Origin of the sequence: Mesorhizobium sp. M1A.F.Ca.IN.020.06.1.1 (assembly GCF_004023265.1) — a bacterium.
Classification (GTDB): Bacteria; Pseudomonadota; Alphaproteobacteria; order Rhizobiales; family Rhizobiaceae; genus Mesorhizobium.
Window position 1 is genome coordinate 1 of the sequence record NZ_RZSR01000062.1, and the last position, 11,794, is coordinate 11,794.

Here is an 11,794-nt window from a genome sequence, read left to right on the forward strand (position 1 = left end):
GTGCCGGAGGTTCCCATGTTACTTTCTCTTCGACTTCGGGTTCAGCTGCAGCGACGCGACGACGCTCAGTGGCTTGTTCGAGGTCTGCGTTGCCCACTCTCCCACGAGCTCGGCGAACTCTTGCGCCTGCGGACCCTCAACCGCCACACCCCAGCCGCTAACCACCCACCCGCCGATCTTGCTCACCGGCAGTCGTCCGAGGAATGCAACCAGCGGTTCGCGCAGTTCCGGCCGGTCTCCGCAAAGGCGCGCCAGACCCTCGGCCGCCGGCGGCCGTTTGCCGAGATCTTCGGTCTGATCAATCTTCGTCACGAGGCCCTGGAACACCCGGTTGGCATCTTCGGGCGTGAGCGCAGCCACCTCGGCCTTCGTCACCTGCGTGACGCCGAGAGTCGACGTCGCCAGCCGCTCGATCATGGCTTCCACGGGGCCGCCGGCGACACCGATGCCGGCGGACGTCCTGCGGTCGCGGCTGACAAACACGTAGGGCCGCAGGTCGATGCCGTTCAGCGGCGGGGTGATCGCCGCCCAGCGCTTGACCCACTCGATGTTGGGCCAGTCGGCCATGGGATCATCATCGGCGTCCTTGCCACCCTTCGAGGTCACCTTCCGCTCGAGGATCGAGATGGTCTTGGAGCCGTCAGCGGACGCGTCGCGGGCGATCGCGTTGAACAGTTCCGGGGCGAATCGCTCCGCCAACATCAGCTTGGCCAAGACGGATTGCTTGATATCGTCCTGGAAGCCGCGCTCGCTGGCGATCTCGACGCGCAGGGCCATGGTGTTGACGAAGCGTTTGATGTGGGCGCCCTCGGTTAGGATCGGCGTAATCTCCGCCGCAAGCTGCAGGGCGGCATCCAGATCGGAGGGTATGGACCCCAGCCTCGCCTTGATTTTGTCTCGGTCGAAGCCGGTGCCCAGCCAGGGCCGCTGCAAGGCCTTGCGCGCCACCTCGAGTAGGCTCTTGAACTCCACCGAACTGTCGCTGACGCCGGAGGCCAGATAGAGCAGCAAGGTGAGATAGACCAAGGTCTCCGACGCGCCAAGTGCCGGCATGCGGAACGGAACCTGGATGAGTTTTTCCAAGTAGTTGCGCGCGTAGCTTGTAGGCCCCGCCGCCGCCGGGAGATCGGGAAAGTGGTTGCGCACGGCATATTCAATCATGCCCTCGTCAGCCGCGATGACGAACGCCGCGTTCGGCACGAACAAGAACAGGCGGATAGCCTCCAGCGTGGCGATCGCCGTCTGCGGGAGGCATCGATCGAGGTCGTCGATCAAGACGATCAGCCGGTCGACCTTGGCGCGCTCCAGCAGCTCCTCGAAGTCTTCGCGAAAGGCGTGCATCCGTTGCGGCGTCGTCTCGGAAGGTGCGGCCTCCTTAAAATGCTCCGCCGCACCGTCCATGACCTTGTTGAACACGTCGCCGGTCAGGTAGGCCTTGGGATCGCTAATCACCTTGCCCGCGATCGAACCAATCCCCTGGATCAGGTCCGGACCGGGGATCCCGGTCGCCATGGTGAACGCCAGGCTGCCTGCGGTGCGGGCGGCCTTCATCCAGTTGACGGCCTTCAGGACGTCCCAGGCCTTGTCCGCCACCTTGGCGATCCCGGACCTCTCCTTGAGGAGGGCTGCGACGATCGTCTCGATCAGCACCGCCTTCGCGTCGTCGTATCCCTCAAACAGCCAGCCGTTGAACCGGACACACAGGGTGTCTGTCTGTCCCTTGAATGCCGACTCAATCATCAGCAGCGTGCTGGATTTGCCCGCTCCCCAGTCGCCGTGCAACCCGATCGTCAACGGTTCCTTCGACTTCTGCCTGATCAGCTTGACGACCGTTTTAGCGACCGTCTCGTAATACAGGTAGTCGATGGCGGTTTCATTATCCGCGATAATCACGAAATCCCCTCCCCCAAACCCTGGGTATCCTTGCCGTTATAACAGAGTTCAGAATTGCAATCTGTCTCTCGCAATAACCCCCAAAGCACTGAGAGACATGCGCAACCCGCTATTTCGGTCGGCTCAGCAATTAGAAGCGCCGTCTCATGATTTGTCTAGGATTTTTCTTGGGATGATTTGCTTATCCAGGGTCCGTCCGGCGGCTTAAATAGCACTCTCGATGGATACAACTTCACACCAGGCAGCGCGCCTGCGAGTGACCCATCATTCACCGCCACCGGCGTTTTTGGCTCTCCAGAACGGCTCGCGCCGATCAGCGGAGCAAAACCCCATCGATGTGGATGTTCCGTACAATCTTGACCCAGCCGGGGTTCATGCGAACACCGCTGCCGAGATGCGAACGTAGGAAATCCGCCACCTCATCCAAACTGGAGAGGTGGGCTGGATGCACGTTAGATCCAAAGTGATGGCAGGCAAAGTAGCCATCAGAACCGGGCTCGGCCCACGCGGTTACCAAACCGCCAATGACACGTTCAATACGAGCTACAGGCATATTTCCCCCCACCATTTTCTAGGCAACGCCCCACGCCCGACAGCGTCTCCTCACGTCATCTCGCGAACCCCGGTCGTAGATCCTGTTGAGGACGCCGCGAACTGCGGCCACCGGCCAGGCAGCGTATTATTCATCAGTGCCGACGCTAAGCATGCTCTTCCTCGTCGTTGTATAATCCTGGCATGATATCACCTGCGAGTAGCTTCTCCTTCGAGAGCAGTCCAGCGTCCTCGAGGGCTTCGAAATCCGGCAGGTCGCGCAGCGTGTCGAGCCCGAACTCCAGCAGGAATTCTTTTGTCGTCACATAGGTGTAGGGCGCGCCCGGCGTTGGGCTGCGCGGACCGGAAGCGATCAGGCCGGCACCGCGCAGATGACCAATAAAATCGCGACTGATCTCGTTGCCGAAGAAAGACGACAGTTCGGCGCGGGTGATCGGCTGGAAGTAGCCGATGCACATCAGCACCAAAACCTCCGACTGCGTAAGGTCGGCCGTCTTCCCACTTCCACCTACAGCAGCACGGATGGCGTCTGCATAGGCAGGCCGGGTCAAATGTTTCCAGCCGCCGGCGACCGAAACCAGATCGTAAGGGCGGCCGCGCAGCTCCTCGCGGATGTCGTCGATGAGAAGATCAATGCTGCAGCTTTTCCCGACGATGCGGGCGAGCATTTCGCGGTCGACCGGCTCGCTAGCGGCGAAGATCGTTGCTTCGACCCGGTGCATCCATTCACGCCAACGCGCTTCCGGCGGCAGATGATCCAGTTCCCGGTCAAACAGCTGGTCAGCTGATCGACGGTCATCTGGCCGGCTCCCTCCTCGCCTACGTGCACTCTCCGCCATTGTCTTCACAGCCCGTAGATGCGGAAGGTAGCGCGGCCGGACAATTCACGCACGGCACCGAGCTCGACCAGCCGGTCGAACAGGCGGCGCAGGCCGCGATCGCTCATGCCGGCGATTTGTTCTGAGGCGACGATCGCGTCGTCAGAGAGCAGCTTTTTCCACGACGACGTCCGCCGCCTTGGCCCTGAGTTTCGGCGCAACCGCAAGCAGCCGGTCCGCCCGGCGCTCAAGTTCGGCGAAAAGATCAATGGCGCGCAGCGCAGCGCGCGCCTGCGCGGCCAGCAGGCTTTTGGCCCAATCGGCTTCCGTTTCGGCGCCGGCAGCCAGAGCGGCAGTCACTGGTCGACGCGCCCGGCACGTACCCACAACTAAGGTCGCTTTGGCGCCCAACAAAGGGATTGCATGTGTCCAGCCTAGCCGCTGCGCGAGCAAGACATCGGCAAGCCAGGCTCCGAGAACGCGCCGGAGGCCGTAACGCTCCGCGGCCGCGAAGGCCCCGACCAGCGTTTCGACCGTGCCGGTGTTGGCGGCAAGCTGTCGCAGATCGTCCGTCAGATCGCTGACCGCCTCATCGTTGAGCGTGAGACCTAGATCTTCCAGCACCGCCGCGACATTTTTCTCCGTTAGCAGATCGTCCGCTGGCCGAGATGCCAGCCGCCGCCAAGCAAGAAAGAAAAGGCCGGCGGGACCGACATTGCCGCCCGGTCTTGTGAGCAATACGGCATCGCGCAAGGCCGCTTCGTCCTCGACGCGCCCTGCCTGCCGTGCCGTGACCGCAGCCGCCGAAAGCGCCAGGCGCTGCCGCCAGGCGCCGGCCCACCGCTCCTGCCGGCGGACCACCGCATCGAGCGCGCCGATGGCGGCGCCGGCCGTGACTGCAATGTCCTCGATGCCTTGTCCCGCAACCGTTTGGGTGTCGAGGGCGGCCCCGCGCAACCCAGGTCGGCACCGTTGCCATCGGTGCGATCGAAGAGGCGCCGCCAAGCACGCCACGGCGAGACAGAGAGGGGTTGGGTCGCAGAATCATCGCAAGCACGATGAGTCATGACGGCGCTTTTAGCAATCTATTTGCGCAGAAAGCGCTGTGCTTGTCGGCATCATAAAACGAATGATAATGTTGCCTTATCAGTCGTTTAACTCTTCACGAGTTCGTCCCTGCTAACAAGTAAGTCTCGACAGGGCACCTTTTTGCGCAGCCGGACGAAATTCCGTTCGGTCATGTCACGAAACGCTCGGCCCGCTCCTCTGCCGGCCGATGGTCAACGAAATCCCCTCCCCTAGCTGCGGTTGATCTCGGGGTCGTAGAAGCTGGCGCTGCTGACGCCCGACTTCAGATTGTCGGGAACGATCAGCCGGGGAACGCCTCCGAAGAAACGAAACATCCGGACATGCGAGCCGATCCAGTCCGGGAGCGTTTGCGTCCAAGTTGCCTCCGCAAAGGTGAAGCTGGATGCGCCGAGCACTGCCACGAAGATCTCTGCCTCGCGGATCTCACCGGTCTTGCGATCAACAATCGGGATCTTCTTGCCGGAATAGTCGACGAAGACCTTGTCGCCGGCCGCATGCTCCTGGCGCATCATCGGCGAAAGCCGCTGCTCGAAACTGCGAAAGAGTTCGCAGAAGCGGCTAATATGTTCGGCATAACACTTCACCTGTTATGTTGCGGCCAAATTTATGTTGCGTCTCCGGGGGATGAGCCAAGGATGTCAGTGATTTCCTTGGCCCAAGCCGCCACATAAGAAGAACGGCGATGGTAGTTCGCTACAGGGCTTTCAGGAATGCCATTAATGACGGCAGAGATCGCTGCCGTGGGGGCTCTTTCAAGCCGCTGACTTCAACCTTGGCCAACGCCTTTGCCTTCATTTCCAGATCAACCTCGGCGTAGATGTGCGTGGTGTCCAACGACACATGGCCGAGCCAGGCGCGGATCGTGTCGATATCGACGCCGGCACGCAGGAGGTGGACGGCTGTCGTGTGACGAATCGTATGGGGCTGACGCGCTTCGTGGCCACGGCCTGACGCGCTTCGTGGCCACGGTCGGCACGGTTTTTCTCGCCATGGCGGCATATTGCGTCACGACGCGGTGTATTCCGAACCGTGTCAAAGGTTCCTTCATCCGCCCCAGAAAGACTGCATCGCTCCTATCCCGATCGGTCACGAGGCGAGCCAGCGATATCGCACGACGACGCGACACTTGAGCGGCTGCTGTTTGGCCGTGCCGGTCGTCCGCCGCAAGACCTAAGCGAACCGAACTTTGCGCTGATCGCCAGGGAGTTGAAGCGCAAGGGGGTGACGCTGACGCTGTTGTGGCAGGAGTATCGCGCCGCCAACCCCGACGGCTACGGCTACACCTGGTTCTGCGAGCACTTCGCCGCTTTCGAGCGCCGGACGAGCGCGACATTCCGCAACCGGCATGCGGCGGGCGCGGTGATGCAGACGGACTATGCCGGGCAGACGGTGCCGGTGATCGATCCGGCGACCGGCATCATTTACCCGGCGCACATTTTTGTCGCGGTGCTGGGCGCCTCCAATCTGACCTTCGCCTTTGCCAGCTCCAGCCAGAAGCTGCCGGACTGGATCGAGGGCCAGGTGCGAGCGCTCGCCTTCTTCGGCGGCGTCACCAGAGCGATCGTGTGCGACAACCTGAAGGCCGGTGTCGTCAAGACGCTGTGGTTCGAGCCGACGCTGAACGCGACCTTTGCCGCGATGGCCGAGCATTACGACACCACCATCCTGCCGACCCGCAGCCGCAAGCCGCGCGACAAGGGCAAGGTCGAAGGCGCGGTGCTGATTGTCGAGCGCTGGATTCTGGCGCGGCTGAGGAACCGATCCTTCTTCTCGATCGCCGAGCTCAACGCGGCGATCGCCGAACTGCTCGAGGAGCTGAACAACCGGCCGATGCGCCATGTCGGCCAAAGCCGCCGCGAACTGTTCGGGGAGATCGAGCGGCTGCCTTGAAGCCGCTGCCGGCGGCACCGTTCGAATACGCCGAGTGGAAGTCGGCGAAGGTCCATCCTGACTACCATGTCGAGGTCGACAAGACCTTTTACTCGGTGCCGCACCGGCTGATCGGGCGCACCGTCGAGGTGCGGCTCACGCATCGAGTGGTCGAGATCTTCCACGATCACCAGCGTGTCGCCAGCCATGTCCGTCGCTCACAGCGTTCCGGCCATGTCACCGTCAACGAACACATGCCCAAGGCGCACCAGCGCTACGCCAACACCACGCCGGCCAGCCTGATCAGCAGGGCGGCCAGGATCGGCCCCAACGCCGCCATCCTGGTCGAGCGCATGATGCGCGACCGGCCGCATCCGGAACAGGGATATCGCTCGGCCATGGGCATCCTGTCGCTGGCGCCGCGCTATGGGCCGGAGCGTCTCGATGCCGCCTGCGAGCGGGCGCTGCTGATCAACGCGATCGCCTACTCCTCCGTCACCGCCATCCTCAAAGCCGGCCTCGACCGGGCCAGCTCCGCAGAACCGGCAAAGCCGACACCCCAGACGCCAACATCCGCGGCTCCACCTATTACCGTGAAGGAAAAAGAAAGAATGCTGACGAACCCTACCCTCGACCAGATGCAGGCCCTCGGTCTGGCCGGCATGGCTGCCGCCTGGCGCGAACTGGCCGAACGCAACAACGCCAACGAACTCAGCCGTGACGAGTGGCTCGGCCTGATGCTCGACCGCGAGGTCGCCATGCGGGCCGACAAGCGCGTCCGGAACCGGCTCGCCTCAGCCAGGCTGCGCTTTCCCGAAGCCTGCATCGAGGACATCGACTTTGCCGCGCCGCGCGGACTCGACCGGCGCAGCACCATGGCGCTCGCCCAGGGCAAATGGCTGAAAACTCATGAGAACCTGATCGTCACCGGCCAGACCGGAACCGGCAAGTCGTGGCTGGCCTGCGCCTTCGGACGGCAAGCGGCACGGCTCGATCATTCCGTGCTCTATGTGCGCGTGCCGCGCCTGTTCGAGGATTTGGCGCTCGCTCGTCTCGATGGCCGCTTCCCACGCCTCATCGACAAACTCACCCGCGCGCAACTGCTCATCCTCGATGACTTCGGAACTCACAGCCTCACCGACCAACAGCGCTTCCATCTGTTCGAAATCGTCGAGGAACGCTATCGCCGCAAATCCACCCTGATCACCGCCCAGCTCCAGGGCGACGCGGGCCTTCCGTAACGAGACGAGCAGCCGCTCCAGTAGGACTTCATCCAATTCGGATGCTAGGCCCGAAACGCCGGTCGTGCTCAACGATCCGGTCCTGTATCGACACTACGGTTTCATAACGAGCTACAAGGCTCGTGAGGACTTCCTGATGATCGGAGGTCATACGCTGCCCGTTCTGGGCAAGGAGCGGGCATCAAGCTTAAGGCGTTCATAAAGAACGGCCTCATCGAACTCGCCGTCCGAGAACAGTGCCATTACGCTCACGCTCAGGCGCTCCGCCTGCATGCTACTAACGGAGATACCTGCCTCGGCGCAGACACGATCAAAGACCTGCTTCAACAAAGCCAGGTCGCTGGGATAGGCAATGCCACTCATTGAGCTGGTGTTACTGACCATAGCTGTTCCTCCCATTAGGGCGGAAGGGTGGCCGTCGCTCAACGGCGATGCCACATGTAAATCGCCGATGGAAGCAGGCTACTCCGATTCATGCGGAGAGTCTGGGAAAGGGCTGCTAGAGTTCTGCTCACCGAAGTCGCGCCTCCCGAGACAGAACCCAAGCAGCGATCCTTGGTCAATTCCAAGATATCAAGAGTTGGAAACGTACCAAACAGAGGATGGGGATGTTTGGTATTCAGTGAGGCGCTTTCTATGGACACGCTCAAGTGGCTTCTCAGCTGCTGAACTGCGGCATGCACTAAATCGCCACCTGTGTTCCGATCTCGACGACGCGTCCGGTCGGGATCTGGAAATATTCCGTTGCGTCGGCCGCCGTGCGCGCCAGCCCGATGAACAGCTTGTCCTGCCAGACCGGCATGCCGGAATTGGGCGAGGCCTTGAGCGAGCGCCGCGACAGGAAGAAAGAGGTCGTCATGATGTCGAACTTCCAGCCCTGCTTGCGGCAGATCGCCAGCGCGCGCGGGATATTGGGCTGCTCCATATAGCCGAAGGTCAGCGTCACCCGCATGAACAGCTCGTTGATCGTTTCCATCTTGACCCGGTCACTGTCGGGCACGACGGGTTGTTGCGCCGTCACCACCGAGAGGATGACATTCTGTTCGTGCAGCACCTTGTAGTGCTTCAGGCTGTGCATCAACGCGGTCGGCGCGCTGGCGGGATCGCTGGTCAGGAACACGGCCGTACCGGACATCAGCTGCGGTTTCCTCTTCAACAGATTGCCTGCAAGGGAATCGAGCGGAATCTCGTTCCTGCGCGTCTTGTCGAATAGATACCTGGTGCCTCTTATCCAAGTCCACATGGTCATCACGATCACTGCGGCAATGGCAAGCGAGGCCCAGCCGCCTTCGAATACCTTGACGATGTTGGCTGCAAAGAAGCCGGTATCGATGAAGACGAACACCGCCATTAAGGCTATCGCGACGCCGAGCGGCCATTTCCAGATGCGCGTCATGACGACATAAAGCAGTATGTTCGTCACCAGCATGTTGCCTGTCACCGAAATGCCGTAGGCCGAGGCAAGCTTGCTGGATTCGCCAAAGCCGACCACCAGCAGCATCACCACGAGCGCCAGTAGCATGTTGACGCGCGGCATATAGATCTGGCCGGATTGTCTTTCCGACGTATGCAGGATTTCCAGGCGCGGCAGCATGTTGAGCTGCACTGCTTGCCTGGTCAGCGAGAAAGCGCCGGAGATCACCGCCTGGCTGGCGATCACGGTCGCCGCCGTCGCCAGCACCACCATCGGGATAAGCATCCGGCCTTCGTTCATCTCGAAGAAGGGATGACCGACGACACCGCCATTCGCCAGCACGAAGGCGCCTTGCCCGACATAGTTGAGCAACAGGCAAGGAAACACGATGGCCAGCCAGGCAAGCACGATCGGCTTGCGCCCGAAATGGCCGAGGTCGGCATAGAGCGCCTCAGCGCCGGTGACGGCGAGAAAAACCGCACCAACCGTGACGAAGGCGACTTCGGGCGAGTTGATCAGGAATGACACGATATAATGCGGGCTGATTGCCAGCAGGATTTCCGGGTCGTCCATGATGTGGTTGAGGCCGGAAAGGCCGATGGCCAGGAACCACAGCGCGGTAACGGGCCCGAACACCAATCCTACGCCGCCGGTGCCAAACCGCTGTACCGCAAACACGACCGCCAGAATGGCCAGTGTCAGCGGCACCACATAGGGCTGGAAGGTCGGCGTGACGACATTCATACCTTCGACCGCCGACAGCACCGAGATCGCCGGCGTAATGACTGCGTCGCCGAAAAAAAGCGCCGCGCCGACAATGCCGATGCCGAGGATCACCGCCGAGCGCGTCGGGAAACTGTTGCGCGCCAGCGCCATCAGCGACAGCACCCCGCCCTCGCCGCGATTGTCGGCACGGAGCACGAACATGATGTATTTGATGGTGACGGTGATCGTCAGCGACCAGATGATCAGCGAGAGTACGCCGAGGATGTCGCCACGGTTGGCGACGTTGCCACCGGCCGATGCGTGCAACGCCTCTCGGAATGCATAGATCGGGCTGGTGCCGATATCGCCGTAAACCACGCCCAACGCGCCCAGCATCAGCACCTTGGTGCTGTGCTGCTCGACCTCAGAATGGCTCGATTGTTCGACAGGTTCTGCCTCGTTACCAGCATTGGTAAGGGCCATGGACGACACTCCCATAAGCGGGCGGTGCTCTACGCTTGCTGCACTGCAATATCAAGTGCCGTCACGTAATGTCTGCGTCTCGGTATTGCCTATCGCTCGTCGGCTTCGCAGACTCGTCAGCCCCGAAGCGGCTTGGGAATTTTTGCGAGACTACGCTGAAGCTCCGGGAGCAACGATGCCCCGAGCCAGTATCGGATTAGGTCGATGCTCGGGCGCGCGAGCTCAGATGCCGAGAGCTTAAATTAACGCTGTAGCCGTGTAACAGACTGTGTAACAAATGCCGCGAAAAGTTCAATATTTTCAAGGACGTAAGCGTCAAGTCGAAAGACGCTCTCGCCGCCATCTTCAAGTGGTAAGGGCGATCAGATCTCGGGGAAATTGGAGGCAGCAGCGGACCTGCGACTTGCTCAACGCTCCGCTTCTGAGATAAGGTTGGGATGCGATGGCATTGAGCGAATAGAGCGATTTCCGGGAACCGAACCAATCCACAGAAATATTTTGTTGGTATTTTTGTTGGCTATCCCTGCTCTTGTGTGGGCGTCAACTATTTGGAAACAAAGCCAGATTTCCTTCGCTTCGAATCCGCCTCTGGGCACCATCACCCTCTTCTCCCCGCATTCGCTTTCGCCGAAGCTTCTACGCTGCAGCAAGCAGCTGGTGTTGGCGATCTTTTTGCTAGCGATGGCGCAATTTGGCGGGATTAGGAGCGCTGCGCTGGAGCTGTTACGGCTGCACGCTTGCCAGCCGGTTTAGCCGTGCCCAGGTTCTTCGAGCTTTTCCAGTCTCGCGGACAGCCGGTCAAGGTCAGTTGTGCCCTGGCCGAAAAGGCTCATGGCCCTCATGGCGACCAACTGGCGGTCTTCCTCGCTCTCAAGTCCATGCCTTGAACAATAGCGATGGACAGCTTTTGAGAGGATTTCAAGTTGGGTGGAATCCAAAACACCATGCAGGGACATGCGTGCCTCCTAGCCAGGGGCGAAAGCACGATACCGCTTTCAAGCGTCCGCTTGCCTTACTACTCGGTACGAACGACAAAGGGGTGATACGCCTCTCCGGCAAGTCGCGCGCTAACAAATGAGGCCGTGATGAAAATCGCGCCTGAGCGGTTACGTCTTCTTGAGAAGGCGCGCCTGCCGAAGAAGCGAAGCTGCGTCGATGCTGATCAAGTCGATGAGCTCGCGTGCTTGGCTGCGGGGATGCCGGTCCCGCGGGGCTGAAATCGCACCCGAAATTCCTTTTCGGCCTGTGACATTCCACCTGAACGTCGGGTACGCGAGCCTTGGCGGCGGCCCGTCTCGCTTGTCATGTGACAGCCATCAAAGACCCAAGAATATCAATCGGCACTTCGCGAACGTTTTCTCCGCTCCAGGCTTTTCGCCTTTCGGCGAGCGATTCTGAGTTCGCCAAGCGTCGGCCGCCACCACCCTCTCGATCGTTCCGCTGATCCGGCAGGACGCCGCGCCGGCCATGTCTTGATCAGTTCAGCCAAGGTCGGCGGCCGCCACCTCGCCCAAACGGCGCCGAAGCCGGTCTCCATCGACTGTGGGTAGAACGGCGCCAGCTCAGAGGGGTCGGCGAGCTCGCCTGAAATCCCGGTGAAGACAACAACGTCATATTGCACCGTCGCCACGGCGCGACCGAGCGGAGGCAGGTCTTCGGCTGGAACCGGATAGCGCCGGCGCCTGCGTTCGGCATGGCGCAGCCTGGCGGCCTTGTGCTCATCGGAGTGT

General features: G+C 61.2%; 8 protein-coding genes and 5 pseudogenes. 2 read left to right on the top strand and 11 right to left on the bottom strand.

All coding sequences use genetic code 11. The annotated features are described in order from the left end of the window. Positions 1-18: 18 nt before the first annotated feature. The 7 genes and pseudogenes from qatA to EOA60_RS38770 form a co-directional block, all read right to left on the bottom strand. Positions 19-1,893, bottom strand: a complete 1,875-nt coding sequence (gene qatA / locus EOA60_RS05020) for a Qat anti-phage system ATPase QatA (protein ID WP_127334814.1) — start codon at positions 1,891-1,893, stop codon at positions 19-21. Positions 1,894-2,591: 698 nt separating this feature from the next. Beyond that, on the bottom strand, positions 2,592-3,284 hold the full coding sequence (locus EOA60_RS05025; protein WP_091600266.1) for an SMC-Scp complex subunit ScpB: 693 nt from the start codon (positions 3,282-3,284) through the stop codon (positions 2,592-2,594). 5 nt (positions 3,285-3,289) lie between these two features. After that, the gene (locus tag EOA60_RS39835) at positions 3,290-3,391 is read right to left on the bottom strand and encodes a DUF1403 family protein (RefSeq protein ID WP_329608780.1); all 102 of its coding nucleotides are present in this window, start codon (positions 3,389-3,391) and stop codon (positions 3,290-3,292) included. Between the two features lie 34 nt (positions 3,392-3,425). Continuing rightward, the gene (locus EOA60_RS05030; protein WP_329608779.1) at positions 3,426-4,220 is read right to left on the bottom strand and encodes a DUF1403 family protein; all 795 of its coding nucleotides are present in this window, start codon (positions 4,218-4,220) and stop codon (positions 3,426-3,428) included. Between the two features lie 344 nt (positions 4,221-4,564). Beyond that, positions 4,565-4,912: pseudogene (locus tag EOA60_RS05035) on the bottom strand (IS21 family transposase); the annotation flags it as partial. Positions 4,913-5,045: 133 nt separating this feature from the next. Next, positions 5,046-5,186: a hypothetical protein gene (locus tag EOA60_RS38765; protein ID WP_236473399.1), complete on the bottom strand. Its 141-nt coding sequence runs from the start codon at positions 5,184-5,186 to the stop codon at positions 5,046-5,048. Between the two features lie 27 nt (positions 5,187-5,213). Beyond that, positions 5,214-5,351: pseudogene (locus EOA60_RS38770) on the bottom strand (hypothetical protein); the annotation flags it as partial. 63 nt (positions 5,352-5,414) lie between these two features. Here EOA60_RS38770 and istA point away from each other — a divergent pair. Continuing rightward, positions 5,415-6,816: pseudogene (gene istA / locus EOA60_RS05045) on the top strand (IS21 family transposase); the annotation flags it as partial. A 16-nt stretch (positions 6,817-6,832) separates the two neighbouring features. After that, positions 6,833-7,435: pseudogene (locus EOA60_RS05050) on the top strand (ATP-binding protein); the annotation flags it as partial. 174 nt (positions 7,436-7,609) lie between these two features. On the opposite strand, the gene EOA60_RS05055 reads toward EOA60_RS05050, so the two are convergent. From EOA60_RS05055 to EOA60_RS38160, 4 genes and pseudogenes are all read right to left on the bottom strand, one after another. Beyond that, on the bottom strand, positions 7,610-7,846 hold the full coding sequence (locus EOA60_RS05055; protein ID WP_091600251.1) for a hypothetical protein: 237 nt from the start codon (positions 7,844-7,846) through the stop codon (positions 7,610-7,612). Positions 7,847-8,144: 298 nt separating this feature from the next. After that, positions 8,145-10,064 (bottom strand): potassium transporter Kup, encoded by a 1,920-nt coding sequence (locus EOA60_RS05060; RefSeq protein ID WP_091600265.1) that lies wholly within the window; start codon positions 10,062-10,064, stop codon positions 8,145-8,147. A 749-nt stretch (positions 10,065-10,813) separates the two neighbouring features. Further along, complete coding sequence (locus EOA60_RS05065; protein WP_066993806.1) at positions 10,814-11,020, bottom strand: hypothetical protein; 207 nt, start codon at positions 11,018-11,020, stop codon at positions 10,814-10,816. A gap of 377 nt (positions 11,021-11,397) precedes the next feature. Beyond that, positions 11,398-11,794 (bottom strand): annotated as a pseudogene (locus EOA60_RS38160) (hypothetical protein); the annotation flags it as partial.